The following is a 14,939-nucleotide window of genomic DNA, read 5'->3' as shown; positions in this document are numbered from 1 at the left end:
GCACTAAATATAGAGATTAATTGGATAAATCTATATTTCCACTGATTTCTTTCAATGTAGTTTCCGCAATTTTTGCCTGGTACTGCATTTCGATGAACCTGTTTTGCGCATCAATGGCATTGCGTTGTGCCTCTCTCAATTCCAGCGGAGCAATACTTCCCAGCCTGTATTTGGCCAGGGTAATGTCGAGATTCTCTTTTGCATTATCTACGTTACGCTGCTCCAGCTTAATTAAATCGAGATAGGTACTGTAATTCTGATAGGCTGTAAGCAGTTGTGCATTCACATCAAGCTTTGTTTTATTCAGGTTTAAACCCGCCGTTTCTATTTCAATTTTTGCATTTCTTTCCTGTTGCCTTTGCAAAAAACCGTTAAAAAGATTCAGGCTGGCGGTAACACCGTAGGTAAATCCATTCGCTGCGAATTTCTGGTTAAAGCCGGTAGGGGTGGTACTGTTAGACCGGCTATAACCCGAATTAAGGCTGATTGCGGGATATCTCGCCCCCCTGATTGATTTTAGATTTAATGCCGCGATGCGCTGATTGATGAAAGCGTACTGCACATTGGGATTTTGCTTTTCTGCCAGCTCGGCCTGGCTGGTGAATAAAATTCCTTTATCTACTTCTATGCTGTTGGCAACTGCAAAATTGGTGCTGATGTCTCTCACCATAATTTGATTCAGACGGACTTTTGCAACCTGTAAAGCATTTTTAACCTGAAGATAGTTTGAGGTATCGGTGTTGTAATCAACCTGGGCTGTTAACACATCTAATTTTGAACCTCTGCCCAGCTGAAGTTTCGTTTTAGCAATGTTAGTGCGCAATACTGAAACATCCATTGCACTATCGGCAGCAATTAACAGCTGCTGTTGCCTTACAATATCGTAGTAGGCGGTAACCACATCGGCAACCGTTGTTAATATGGCTAACCGTGAAGTAGCCTCACCCTGCTTTTGTAACTCCTTCAAGCGGTCGTAATTCGCAAACATGCTAAAGCCATCAAATACAGTCCAGTTTAAATCGGCCCCCAGATCGTTATTGGTACTCCTCGCACCGGTAATGACCCTTTCTGCACCAGTTGCCGGCGACTGCCGCGTATTTTGAATACTTCCTCCGTTTGAATATGTTCCGGTCAAGGTTGGCAACATCCCGGCATTGCCGATATTAGCATTATTCTTAGCTATCAAAACTTCATTTTTGCTTATTTTGATATCGTAGTTATTTTGCAGCGCGATACTAATTGCGTCATGCAGGCTAAGTTTCTCCTGAGCAAAACCCGAAAGGGATAAGCTTAAAATGAAAAGAAACATGCTTAATCTTTTACCCATCTTATTCTTCATTGTGTAAAGCCTCCTGTTCAAAGCGGTGTGCATCTTTCAATTGTTTGTTAGGTTTGTAAGGTTTTGCCCAGTAAGAGTAAATGGCAGGAATGACAAATAAAGTTAGTACGAGGGAAAACATGGTTCCACCCACAATCACAGTTCCCATACTCATTCTGCTTTTTGCGGCTGCGCCTAGCGCAAGTGCGATGGGTAGCGCGCCAATGGCAATCGCCAAACTGGTCATCAATATCGGCCGCAAACGTGAAACAGCTGCTTCCCTAATGGCTTCAGGGATGGGAATTCCTTTCTCCTTAAGCTGGTTGGCAAATTCAACAATTAAAATTCCGTTTTTAGTTACCAGACCAATTAACATAATGGTACCAATCTGGCTAAAGATATTCCAGCTTTGACCACATAACCATAAAGATAAAAAGGCACCGGCTACAGCCATCGGCACAGTTAAAATGATGATGATCGGATCTTTAAAGCTTTCAAATTGCGCTGATAAAATCAGGTAAACCAATAGTAGTGCCAAACCAAATGCAAACACTGTATTCGAAGAGCTCTCTTTAAAATCCCTTGATTCCCCGCTTAGATCGGTTGAGAAAGTTTCATCCAATACTTTTTTAGAAATGGCATCCATGGCATCAATTCCCTCACCGATACTTTTTCCTGGTGCCAGGCCTGCCGAAACTGTTGCAGCAATGAAACGGTTGTTCCGGTATAACTGAGGAGGACTGCTTTCTTCTTTTGCAGTAACCAGATTGTCGAGCTGAATCAGCTCCCCTTTATCATTACGTACATACACAGAACTCAAATCAAGCGGATCTTTTCTATCGGTCCGGTCGAACTGACCAATTACCTGATATTGTTTTCCGTTCATGAAAAAATACGAAAACCGCTGTCCGCTCAGGCCAAGATTTAAAGTCTGCGCAATATCAGCTATCGATACACCCAGATTTTTTGCTTTATCCCGGTTGATGGTCAGGTTAATTTCAGGTTTGTTAAATTTCAGGTTTACATCCGATACGGTGAAGGTAGGATTTTTCGCTACCTCGTCCATAAACAGAGGAACCTTCTCCCTAAGTTTTTCGAAGTTCTGCGCCTGAATGATATAACTTATCGGCAAACCACCGCGCCTGCCTACTGAGATTGTAGGTTGCTGATTTACGATTACTTTTCCTTCGGTATATTTTTTTGTGGCTTTGGTAAGCATATCAGCAATATCCTTCTGCGTGCGTTCCCTGTCTTCCGGATTAATTAATCCCATTCTTACGAAACCGGAGTTGGTAGAGCCTGCGCCACCAAAACCAGGGGAGGTAATCGTGATATTCACATTTTTCTCAGGAACGGAATCTATCACCAGCTGGTTCAGTTTCATGATAAACTGATCCGTTGATGTGAAAGAAGCACCCTCTGGCAATGTCGCATTAATGTTAATGGCACTCCTGTCATCATAAGGAGCGGTTTCCTTTGGTAATATTTTCCAGAACAGGAATATCAGTCCTACACAAATCACAATGATGGGAATGGAAAGCCATCTTTTGTCTAAAAACTTATTGAGGTTGGATTCGTAAGCATCGTTCAGTTTTACGAAATAAGGTTCAGTCCAGTTGTAAAACCTGGAAGGCTTATGTCCGCCTGGTTTCATTAAATAGGCATTGAGCATAGGGGTTAAGGTGAGCGACACAAACGCAGAAATTAATACCGCTGCACCGATTACAATCCCAAATTCCCTGAATAAACGCCCAACAAATCCCTGAAGGAAAATTACGGGAAGGAATACTGCGGCCAAGGTAATGGATATGGAAATTACCGCGAAGAAAATCTCATTTGAACCTTTAATTGCGGCCTCAAAGGGCGACATACCTTCTTCAACTTTCTTAAATATATTTTCAGTAACCACGATACCATCATCTACTACCAGTCCGGTAGCCAGTACGATGGCCAGCAGGCTGAGTACGTTAATGGAAAAACCAAAAGCATACATGATAAAAAATGTAAATACCAGTGACACCGGGATATCAATTAAAGGCCGGAATGCAATGGCCCAATCCCTGAAAAACAGGTAAATGATCAGAATTACCAGTACCAGTGATAAACCAATGGTTTCGGCTACTTCTGTAACCGATCGTTTAATAAATAAGGTATTATCTAAAGAAACATTTAGTTTAATGTCTTTAGGCATATCAGCCTTCAGCTTGTCAAAACGTTTGTAAAACTCTTTGCTGATGTCGAGGTAATTAGCTCCAGGCTGAGGAATAATGGCTACAGCAACCATGGGGCGGCCCGACTCCCTCAAAATTGTTTCTTCGTTCTCAGATCCCAGAACTGCATAGCCAACATCTTTCAGCTGTACCACCTGGTTGCTGTCGGATTTGAGAATCAGATTGTTAAATTCATCCTCATTGGTTAGTTTTCCGAGGGTTTTAACCGTTAGCTCAGTAGTTTGGCCAGTGATTTTACCAGATGGAAGTTCAACGTTTTCATTATCCAGTGCGGTAACAATATCCTGTGAAGTTAAACCGTAAGCACTTAGCTTATTGGGGTCCATCCAGATCCGCATCGAATATTTTCGCTGGCCCTGAATCTGTACACTACTCACCCCGGGGATAGTCTGGATCCGGTCGGCGATCACATTTTCAGCAAAATCACTCAGCTCAAGGGTATTTCTTTTATCGCTTTGGATGGTCATGGAAACGATAGGGTCGGAGTTTGCATCCGCTTTACTTACTGTCGGCAAGCCATCAATGTCTTTTGGAAGTGTTCTGGCGGCCTGCGAAACTTTATCTCTTACGTCGTTCGCAGCCTCCTCAATATTTTTATCCAGATTAAATTCGATTGTAATGTTGCTGGTACCCTGATTACTGGATGAGGATATATTCCGGATTCCATCAATAGAATTGATTGATTTTTCCAGTGGTTCGGTAATCTGCGATTCGATAATGTCGGCATTTGCACCCGGATAGGATGTTCTTACGGAAACTACTGTCGGATCGATAGACGGATATTCGCGAACACCAAGAAAGGTATAACCGATAATCCCGAAAAGGACAATCAGCAGGTTCATTACAATCGCTAGAACCGGTCTTTTAATACTGGTGGTGGAAATACTCATCTTTAATTTTTAACTAAATTAACTTTTACCGGAGCATCCTTTTTTAAAGCCATAGAACCCGTGGTTAAAACGGTGTCGCCAACTTTTAATCCCGATGTGATTACGATATTTTCGTCAGTACGTGTTCCGGCTTCCACCTTTACCTCCTGAGCTTTTCCATTCTTCTGAATATACACAATCTTGCCTTTTAAAACAGGAATAATGGCCTGATTAGGAATTAAAATGGCATTGGGTAAAGTATTCAGCGCTAGTTTTATTTTGGCAAATGCACCAGGAAGAAGCTTATTGTCGGCATTGGGCGCCAGTGCTCTGATTTGTAAAGTTCTCGTTGCTGCATTAATTCCCGGTTCGATAGCATAAACCTTTCCGGTATTCTGTTTAGAGACACCATCGGTAGTAAAATTAATTGATGAACCCATTTTAATCTGACCAGCATATTTTTCCGGAACAGAGAAAGTAATCTTGATGGGGTTTGTACTTACCAGATTGGCAATTACTGTTGCAGGGGTTAAATATGTACCTGCAGAAATACTCCTTAAGCCAATTCTTCCTGAAAAGGGTGCTCTGATGGTTGTTTTCGCCAGCTGTGCCCTGATGAGCTGGGATTGCGCCTGAAGCGACTTGAGGTCGGCAAGCGAGGTGTCATATTCTTCCTGACTTATGGCACCTTTTTCCAAAAGTTGTTTTGCCCTGTTTTCATTTGTGCCTGATAGCTTCTGTTTAGTCAATGCTTCCTGAAGTTGCGCCTGGATGTCTCGATCGTTCACTTTTACCAGAACACTGCCTTTGGATACATTTGTTCCCTCAGTGAAAAAGATTCCGGTAACCAAACCTGAAACTTCGCTTTTTAATACCACAGATTCGTTGGCTTCGATCACGCCGGTTACTTCCAGGTCGGTGTCGAAAGAAGTAGTTTTTACCACCATTCCATCTACCACCATGGGTGCAGGGCCACTTCCTTTTCCTTTATCGGCACCCTTACCTTGTCCGGATGAAGCACCGCCCTTGCCTTCTAATTTTTTATTCGCGTTAATTCTGTAGTATACTAAATAGGCGAGGCCTAAAGCCAAAACTGTATAAATGATATACCTTTTCTTCATGTTTATATTTGAGTTCTGCTTATCTGTGCATTAAAACTAAATTAACGCTACAGAATAGAGTGTAAAAATATCCAAATAGTTTAGTCCAAAATTTGTTGTATTTAAGATGTTACCATCCGGGATGGTACATGAAGCTGCATCGGGTCCTGAGCGAAACAACTATTTTACACCATAAGTATTAATTTTATGCTAAATCATCTTCAATAAATCTAAATTTGTGGCAAAGCACATTCAATATGTTTAATGAAAAATCAGTTTTAAGTTTAGTTTTACTACTAACGTGTATTATGGGAGCACAAGCACAGGTGAAAATTGGCTTCGAGGTTTCATTTAAGGAGCCGCAAGCGCATTATGCAGAAGTTCAGATGAATATTTCGGGCCTGACCAAAGATTACGTTGATGTTAAGATGCCGGTTTGGACTCCCGGATCGTATTTAGTGCGTGAATTTGAGAAAAGTGTTGAAGAATTCAAGGCTACTGCCGGCGGAAAAATTGCCAGAGTAGAAAAAGTAAGGAAAAATACCTGGAGAATTTTCTCAGCAAAGGCATCAAATATTCAGATCAATTACCGGGTTTATGCATTCGAAATTTCAGTGCGTACCGCTTTTATTGATGAATCGCATGCCTTCTTATCGCCAACAGGTATTTTTATGCATCCTGACGGGATGATCAAATCACCCAGTACGGTTAAGATTATACCATTTAATACCTGGAGTAAAGTTTCTACAGGTTTAGAGTCGGTTTCAGGTCAGGCTTTCACCTATAAAGCATCAGACTTTGATATTTTATACGATAGCCCTATAGAAGTTGGCAATCAGGATGTATTTGAGTTTACTGCTGCGGGTGTCCGTCATGAAGTGGCCATGTATGGTGGTGGAAATTACGATAAGGAAAAGCTAAAAGTAGATATGGCTAAAATTGTGGAAGAGCCCACTTCAGTATATGGCGAAAACCCAAATAAGCATTACGTTTTTATCGTGCATAACTTTCAACGTGGCGGGGGCGGTTTGGAGCATTTAAACTCTACAACCCTTGGCGCTTCCAGAAATGCCTATTCAACTGAAGCAGGTTACAAAGGCTTTTTGGCATTGGTAGCCCACGAATATCATCACCTGTGGAATGTAAAGCGCCTGCGTCCGGTAGCTTTAGGCCCTTTTGATTATGATAATGAGAATTATACAACCAATCTTTGGGTAGCGGAGGGTTTTACTTCCTACTATGAGAATAAATATATGCACAGGGCAGGTTTTAATGATGAAGCGACATTTGTAACTGATTTGGCGGGTGCAATAGGCACCGTGTTAAATACACCGGGTGCAAAATACCAGTCGGCTGCATCTTCCAGTTATGATGCGTGGATTATCGGCTATCGTCCGAATGAGAATTCAAAAAACAATTCTATCTCTTACTACAATAAGGGTGAGGTGATCGGGATTTTAATGGACCTGGAAATTATCAATGCCACCAAGGGTGCAAAAAGTCTGGATGATGTAATGAAGGCGATGTACTGGCAATGTAAAACCCTTAAACGTGGCTATACTGATGCTGAATTTAAAGCAATGGTTGAAAAGGTTTCAGGCATTAGTTTTACCAGTTTCTGGGCCAAGTATGTAAATGGTGTTGACGATGCAGAATATGTAAAATACTTTGGTTACGCCGGAGTAGATGTGACTACGGAAAATGCCACTCCAGGCAAACCCGTTACCGGAGCTGCGGGTCAGTTGAACAACAATGGCGCAATCACTGTAACGTCAATTACCCGGAATTCTGCGGCATGGGTTGCAGGTTTAAATGTGAACGATGAGATTGTGTCGGTAGATGACGTAACGATAAGCGATGCGCTGTCGACTGTAAAACTGAAAAGTCCGATGCTATCGTTAGAAACCCTACCATTGGTTGGAAAGAAAAACATCGGCGACGTACTAAAGCTTAAAATTAAACGGGATGGTTTAGACAAAGAGATATCGTTAAACCTGAAAGAAAATCCAAGTGTACGGTTGAAAGCCACTATCAATACCAATGCAACGCCTGCACAAAAAGCTGTTTTTGCAAAGTGGCTGGGGAAATAGGTATTCCATAAACAATAATTCAAAACCGTCAGTTTACCTGGCGGTTTTTTTGTTTAACCTTCTGAATTGATCCAATGGTGGAAATCCGGATGACAGCATAGGTGAATAAGCATTATCGTGTGTTATTCAGCTAGTTATTTAGTTTTACACCAGACAACTCCGGGACAACATTTAGGCAAGTTCGCCTAAACTTCGGGTAGGGTTCGTCTTTTGCTTTGGTCTCACCCGATGGCTGGCAGAACATTTCCCGAACTTGTCCAGAACTTTTCTGCATGTTGTCTGGGAGAATTCCCGAGGGCTTCCCGACCACTTCCCGACCACTTCCCGAACGCTTCCCGAACACTTCCCGAAGCTCAGTCGAGCGTTTCCCGAACAAACAAGGGGTTTTCCCGAACACTTCCCGAAGAGCTCCCGAACAACGGCTCAACGAAACAAATTTCATATGGATTTGTTAGTATCAGCCGATATCGGCTTTTATAATGCTTGCAAGGGCATTCCTAACCCTCAGAACAAAAAAAAACCGCTGCCTGAAAGGCAACGGTTCTAAATTATATTACTATTTCTTAAAAAGTATATCTGAAACCTAAGCCGAATCTTCCGGCGTTAAAGTCGCTGTCGTTATCGCCAATATAAAGTCTTGGTCTCCAGTCAAGAGCTAACGCCAAAGGCGCTCCTGAAAATTTATAATCGAGACCTACCATTGGTACAAGATAGAAACTTGATCCTCCGTCATACAGTTGAATTGATGGACCACCACCTAAATACCAGTCTAATCCTTTTGCTCCCGGAATAGCCGAATTGTATTGTAAGAACCCTTGAATAATGGTTGAGTTTCCGCCGAACAATACATCACCCTGAATGGCTGCTTTCGGACTGAAGTGGTGTCTGATTGAAGGACCTACCAATGTAGCGCCATCGCCAAAGTCAATTCCTAATCCTAGCCCAGTTTTGTAATTCTGCGCTTTAACTGTTGTAGCTGTTAATGCAAATAACGCGATGCATCCAAAAATTGTAAATAACTTTTTCATAATTTAAATGTTTTTGTAAATATCATCAGCCTAACAACTTTAATGCCGTTTCTGTTTTTTGGGTAAAAAGTTAATGAGATGAAAAAACAATGCTTGCATAGTAATTTTGTTATTGGTAAGTTTATTGCTGTAACTAAAAGACCTGCAAAAATTTTGGTGTTGGTTACCCTTACATCATTTTTAAATTAAAAAACATCAGGATCAGTACATCTTAATGTTGGATTTTTTAACTTAACCAAATATTATATCATCATATGGCGGCAGAAATTACAAGGGTTTTCGATTTATTGAAACACAACCTGGAAAAACCGAAGCAAGCGTTTATTAACGGAAAAATTAATGGCAAATGGGTTAACTACAGTACAGCTGATTTTTGTGTGAGTGTAGATAATTTAAGTCGCGGATTAATAAATGCCGGAATAGGCAAGGGCGGCCGTGTGGCAGTGATGTCGCATAACCGGCCGGAGTGGAATATTGCAGATTTCGCTGCCAATCAGATTGGTGCCTATCAGATCCCGCTATATCCTACACTCGCTGAACATGATATCCAGTTTATACTCAAAGATGCTGAAATCGCCATCATCTTTGTCGCTGATGAGGATTTATATAAAAAGATTAAACCTTGTGTAGATGAAGTAAACCCGGCTATCAAAATTTACAGTTTTAATACCATAGAAAATGTAGATTGCTGGACGGTACTTACCGAGAACGGAAAGCAAAGTAAAAATATTAATCTTGACGATCACCGGTCGAAGGTTACGCCGGAGGACATTTTAACAATCATTTATACCTCAGGCACTACAGGTACACCGAAAGGCGTAATGCTTACCCATCATAACCTGGTGGCTAACTTTATAAATTCTGCCGTGGTTATGCCCGGGGGTGTGAATAAAGGTTTAAGCTTCCTGCCGCTGTCGCATATTTTTGAACGCATGATTATTTATCTGTACCTGTTCAACAGGATGGAGATTTACTATGCCGAAAGCATGGAAACTATCGTAGCCGATATACAACATGTGAAACCAAATGCATTTTCGACGGTCCCCCGGCTGCTTGAAAAAGTCTATGATAAGATAATGGAGAAAGGTAAGGCGCTTACCGGGATTAAAAAGGGTATCTTCTTCTGGTCGCTGGCCGTTGCAGAGAGATATACTACTGATGCCGGTGCCTGGTATAACCTGAAGCTTGGAATTGCCAGGAAATTGGTCTTCAAGAAATGGCAGGAGGCCCTCGGTGGAGAAATTGTGGTGATTGTTTCTGGCGGTGCAGCTTTAAACCCGCGCCTGGCCAGAATTTTCTGGGCGGCGGGGATGCCCGTTTTTGAAGGTTACGGTTTGACTGAAACCTCGCCGGTGATTACGGTAAATCATTTTGGCGGAACCATGTTTGGTACCGTAGGTGAGGTGATTAAAGGTGTGGAAGTAAAAATTGCAACTGATGGGGAGGTATTAACACGAGGTCATCAGGTGATGAAAGGTTACTATAACCGGCCTGACCTTACTACAGAAGCCGTAGATGCGGATGGCTGGTTTCATACAGGTGATATTGGTGAGTTGATTGACGGCCGCTTCCTGAAGATAACCGACCGTAAGAAAGAGATGTTTAAAACGGCGGGAGGTAAGTATGTGGCGCCGCAAATGCTGGAGAACAAATATAAGGAATCTATATTCATTGAGCAGATCATGGTTTTGGGTGAAAACCGGAAATTTCCATCAGCGCTGATTGTGCCGAATTTTGAAACACTGAAAACCTGGGCCGGCCGAAAGGGAATTAGTTTTACCAGCAATGAAGAGATAATTAAAGATGCGCAGGTGCAGGCGAAATATAATGAGGTTATAGAGGCCGCCAATGTGGACTTCGGTAAGTGGGAGCAGGTAAAGCGATTTGCCTTATTGCCTAAAGAGTGGAGTATTGATGGCGGGGAGTTAACACCTAAACTAAGTTTGAAACGAAAAATTATAACGGAGAAAAATAACGATATCATAGAAAAAATATATAAAGATGCAGAAAACTATAAGGCCCCTAACTGATTTTAAAATTACCTCGATACTGATTGCGATAACTATTTTTTTTGCTGCTTGTGCCGGCGGACAGCTTGGTAAGAATAATAGCGGAGAATATAAAAACGGAATGGTCGTTTCGGCCCATCCGGAAGCATCGGAAGTTGGGGTGGAAATTTTAAAAAAAGGAGGGAATGCAGTTGACGCAGCGGTAGCTGTTCAGTTTGCATTGGCAGTAGTTTATCCGAATGCCGGAAATATAGGGGGCGGCGGATTTATGGTTTTCCGCTCGGCATCTGGCGAAATTAATGCCCTGGATTTTAGGGAAAAAGCTGCTGCGGGAGCCAGCAGGGATATGTATCTGGATGCTTCTGGCAACCCGATTGTATCGAAGAGTTTATATGGACATTTAGCCGCGGGGGTACCCGGATCGGTTGATGGCATGGTTGAGGCCCATCAGAAATATGGTAAACTGACCTGGGCACAGGTATTGCAACCTGCAGTTGAGCTTGCTCAAAACGGATTTAAAATTACTAAACGTCAGGCTACTGAATTAAACGGACTACATCGAAAGTTCATGGATTTTAACCCCAACGGTACGGCCTTTGTTAACCTGGAAAGTACCTGGAAAGAAAATGACTTACTGGTACAAAAAGAACTGGCCAATACATTAAAACTGATTCAGGAAAAAGGAAGGGCAGGATTTTACGAAGGTGCAGTAGCCGATTCGCTGGTTGCAGAAATGCAGCGTGGAAAAGGCTTGATTACCAGAGAAGATTTGAGGAACTATCACTCTGCCTGGAGAAAGCCCATTACAGGGAACTACAGAGGTTACAAAATCATCACCATGCCACCAACATCAAGTGGTGGTATTGCACTCGTTCAGCTGCTTCAATCGGTAGAGTCCTATCCTTTAAAAAGATGGGGGCATAATGCCGATTCTACAGTTCAGGTGATCGTGGAAGCTGAGCGCAGGGTATACGCCGACCGTGCAACGCATTTAGGCGATCCTGATTTTTACGCGGTTCCACAACCAGGTTTGCTGCATGCTGCTTACAATAAGGGTCGGATGGCAAATTTTAACTGGAATGCAGCTACACCAAGCAGCATGATTATGGCAGGAGAGGTTAAAGGCAAGGAACACGAAGAAACTACTCACTTTTCTATCGTTGATCATGATGGCAATGCCGTTTCAATTACTACCACACTGAACGGTTCTTATGGATCGCTTGTAGCGGTTAAGGGTGCCGGATTTTTACTGAACAATGAAATGGACGACTTTTCAGTGAAACCGGGTGCACCAAATATGTATGGTCTGGTTGGAGGAGAAGCCAATGCCATTGCGCCAAACAAAAGAATGTTAAGTTCAATGACGCCTACGATTATAGAGAAAGATGCAAAACTTTTCATGGTTGTGGGTACGCCAGGTGGATCTACCATCATTACTTCCGTTTTCCAAACCATTATCAACGTGATTGATTTTGATATGGGGATGCAACCTGCTGTTGCAGCCAAAAAATTTCATCATCAATGGCTGCCGGATGAAGTGTATATTGAAAAAGATGCAATCGACAGCATTGCTGTTGAGAAGTTGAAGGCAAAAGGCTACAAAATCGTTCCTCGTGGAGCTATTGGAAGAGTAGATGCCATTTTAAAAACTAAGTGGGGTTATTATCAAGGTGGTGCTGATCCAAGGGGAGACGATAAAGCAGTTGGTTATTAGATTTCGTTGGACAAATAAAAGCTTTCCACCGCTGTGGAAAAACTATTGAAGGGCCTTAATATTTTTGGTATAACAATTGTATATTGTGGATGACGCTTTTTCAACGTTATACAAAAATTATGAAAGTAAGTTTATTCAAAGCACTGCCAGTTGCACTAGCTGGTTTGTTTATGGGATCGGCCGCTTTAGCGCAGGAAACACCTTCTGCCACTACGGCTGCAAAATTCAGAACCTGGTCTATCGGTGTTAATGCCGGAGTTCTAACACCTGTTTCACCGCTGGGTGGCAGAAACGATTTTAGCAATAACAAATACAATTTTGGTTATGGCTTGTATATCAAAAAACAATTTACTCCATACTTCTCACTTCGTTTAGATGGAGTTAGAGGTAAATTAAGTGGTGATAATACGGAAGCTTTCGGAAGTGGCGCAGCAAATAATTCAGCTGTGAGGTCTTTTGAAACCCAGTTAGAGTACTCGGCTACTTTAAATGCAGTAGTAAACATGTTTAACATCGACATGTTTAAAAAAGAGAATGCTTTACAGCTTTATGCATTAGCCGGAGCTGGTTTCGCAGGTTATCAGCCAACCATTACTACCGCTAGCGGAACTACTGCTTTTGGTGGTGGAAAAACAATCAATGAATTGATTATTCCTGTAGGTTTAGGTGCTAAGTTTAAGATTTCTGATGCTGTAAATTTTGATTTAGGATGGACGTTCAATTATGTTGATGGTGATAATTTAGATGGTGTTTACAGAAACGGAAACGACAAATACAGCTATGCACATGCTGGTTTAGAGTTTGCTTTAGGTACTGGTAAACAACTTGCTTTCCACAACCCTGTTGCTGCAACTTACGATGAAGCAGTAGCGGCAAAAAACACAGCAAATGCCTTAAAATCTGATTTAGATGCGCAAAAAGCAGAAAATGCAAAATTGCGCTCAGAGATGGCTGATATATTAAAAGATACAGATGGTGACGGTGTTGCTGATAAATTAGATAAATGCCCTGGAACACCAGCTGGTACTGTAGTAGATGGTTCAGGTTGTCCATTGAAAACTCCTGAAAAAGTGGTAGAAAGAATCATCACTGAAGAAGATCGTAAAGTAGTTAAAGATGCGATTTCCAATTTAGAGTTTGATTTGGGTAAAGCTACCATCCGTTCTAAATCGTTTGCTACTTTAAATCGTGTTGCTGCTCTATTGATCCAGAAAAACTTCAGTTTGAAATTAGCTGGTCATACTGATATCACTGGTTCAAGAGAATTAAATTTACGTTTATCAAAAGAAAGAGCTGAATCAGTAAAGGCTTATCTGGTAACACAAGGTGCGAATGCATCCCGTATCGAAGCTACTGGTTACGGACCTGATCAGCCGATTGCAACCAATAAAACTGCAGCTGGTCGTCAACAAAACCGTCGTGTAGAGTTTACGCTTTACTAGGCATATCGAATTATCATTTTAAGCGAAAGCGCCCTGGCTGTTACCGGGGCGCTTTCGTTTTTTAGTGACGCCTGAATAGTTTTGTTCAGGGTACTTTTATATTTTTATTGGTTCGAGGCAATAGACTTGATTACCTGTTTAATTTTGTTCAGGTCGTTCATCTCCACATCAGGTTTTCCTGGTGATAACATCTGATAAATGATCTGGTTGTCTTTACTGTCGTATATACTGATTATTTTGTCGTTGTTACGCCTGGTATAGATCAGATATTTTAAACTGGATTGAGGTGCCAGTATTAGGCTGTCGAGTTGCTCACTGGTTACAAATTTGAGTTTGTAGTTATAAGGTTCCAGTTTTTCATCTGCGGGGGAGCTTGCCGTTTGCTGCGCAGAAAAAAGCTGACGGATGTATTCAGGGACATACAATGTTTCTTTGGTAAGCTCCGGAACACGGATCTTATTGTAAAACTGAAAATCGAGTGAGCGGCTTTGTCCAAATAAGAGGCCATCATTGATTTGTTTTAAATAGCCTGCTAAAAATCCTGGAGACCAGTTAAAAAATATAGATGAGTTATAAAAATCTCCAATCAGATTTCTTTTTACTGTTCTTGAGATTTCTTCCTTACCGCCACTTCGCTGTTGTGCATTTATGCCTGTATATAAATCTGGTGAAAGGGTAAGATAGGCCAGAGTATAGATATTTTTCTTTTTGGGTACATCAGAGGGGGTAACCAAAGCCAAAGAATAAATGATGTTGCTGGTCAGGACCTCGTCCATTTTAGTATTGAAAATATCAAAAGAAAAGAAGGAATACTGCTCAGCCGTTTGATATTTTGAAAGCTCTTCGGGCTTAATAATTTTATATGGGGTTACTGTCCATACTTTTTTGATGGCCTCATCGAATTGCTGCAGGTCCTGGTAGTTTTTGTATTGGAGGGTAAACAGCGTTGTTGTTTGTTGAAGTACCTGGAGTTTCTGACTGTTGAACAATTCCTTTCCATAGTAGGTCACCTGAGCTTTGGGAGCCATACCAAATGTTAATACCAGGGCCAGAAGGAGCCATAGTTTTCTCATAATCATCGTGATTTGTGTGTGGCTCAATATTAATAATCTTTTAACAATTATTTTCTTTTTTTCTA

Annotated in this window: 9 protein-coding genes; 4 read left to right on the top strand and 5 right to left on the bottom strand. The window is 41.6% G+C overall.

The window, feature by feature from the left end:
- Positions 1–16: 16 nt before the first annotated feature.
- The 3 genes from AC570I_RS11485 to AC570I_RS11475 are packed head-to-tail and all read right to left on the bottom strand — an operon-like array spanning position 17 to position 5,539.
- Positions 17–1,339, bottom strand: a complete 1,323-nt coding sequence (locus tag AC570I_RS11485) for a TolC family protein (protein ID WP_497405538.1) — start codon at positions 1,337–1,339, stop codon at positions 17–19.
- Positions 1,329–4,439 (bottom strand): efflux RND transporter permease subunit, encoded by a 3,111-nt coding sequence (locus tag AC570I_RS11480; RefSeq protein ID WP_497405537.1) that lies wholly within the window; start codon positions 4,437–4,439, stop codon positions 1,329–1,331. Before AC570I_RS11480 ends, AC570I_RS11485 begins: the two co-directional genes overlap by 11 nt.
- A 2-nt stretch (positions 4,440–4,441) precedes the next feature.
- A complete protein-coding gene (locus tag AC570I_RS11475; RefSeq protein WP_497405536.1) occupies positions 4,442–5,539 on the bottom strand; it encodes an efflux RND transporter periplasmic adaptor subunit in 1,098 nt (365 codons plus the stop codon).
- A gap of 287 nt (positions 5,540–5,826) precedes the next feature.
- Between AC570I_RS11475 and AC570I_RS11470 the strand changes: the two genes are divergently transcribed.
- On the top strand, positions 5,827–7,608 hold the full coding sequence (locus tag AC570I_RS11470; protein WP_497405535.1) for a M61 family metallopeptidase: 1,782 nt from the start codon (positions 5,827–5,829) through the stop codon (positions 7,606–7,608).
- A gap of 563 nt (positions 7,609–8,171) precedes the next feature.
- On the opposite strand, the gene AC570I_RS11465 is transcribed toward AC570I_RS11470, so the two are convergent.
- On the bottom strand, positions 8,172–8,636 hold the full coding sequence (locus AC570I_RS11465) for a hypothetical protein (RefSeq protein ID WP_047798840.1): 465 nt from the start codon (positions 8,634–8,636) through the stop codon (positions 8,172–8,174).
- A 254-nt stretch (positions 8,637–8,890) separates the two neighbouring features.
- Between AC570I_RS11465 and AC570I_RS11460 the strand changes: the two genes are divergently transcribed.
- The 3 genes from AC570I_RS11460 (at position 8,891) to AC570I_RS11450 (ending at position 13,801) form a co-directional block, all read left to right on the top strand.
- Positions 8,891–10,666 carry an AMP-dependent synthetase/ligase gene (locus AC570I_RS11460; protein ID WP_497405534.1) on the top strand — a complete coding sequence of 592 codons (1,776 nt, stop codon included), beginning with the start codon at positions 8,891–8,893 and terminating at the stop codon, positions 10,664–10,666.
- The gene (ggt, locus tag AC570I_RS11455; protein ID WP_497405533.1) at positions 10,638–12,359 is read left to right on the top strand and encodes a gamma-glutamyltransferase; all 1,722 of its coding nucleotides are present in this window, start codon (positions 10,638–10,640) and stop codon (positions 12,357–12,359) included. Before AC570I_RS11460 ends, ggt begins: the two co-directional genes overlap by 29 nt.
- Positions 12,360–12,478: 119 nt before the next feature.
- Positions 12,479–13,801, top strand: a complete 1,323-nt coding sequence (locus AC570I_RS11450; RefSeq protein ID WP_497405532.1) for a DUF6089 family protein — start codon at positions 12,479–12,481, stop codon at positions 13,799–13,801.
- A 104-nt stretch (positions 13,802–13,905) separates the two neighbouring features.
- Here the strand turns inward: AC570I_RS11450 and AC570I_RS11445 are convergent, their stop codons facing one another.
- Positions 13,906–14,874 carry a hypothetical protein gene (locus AC570I_RS11445; protein WP_497405531.1) on the bottom strand — a complete coding sequence of 323 codons (969 nt, stop codon included), beginning with the start codon at positions 14,872–14,874 and terminating at the stop codon, positions 13,906–13,908.
- Positions 14,875–14,939: the final 65 nt, after the last annotated feature.

The organism is Pedobacter sp. A2324, from assembly GCF_059693705.1.
The sequence above is the reverse complement of the archived record's forward strand: the minus strand, read 5'-3'. Positions and strand labels throughout refer to the sequence as shown.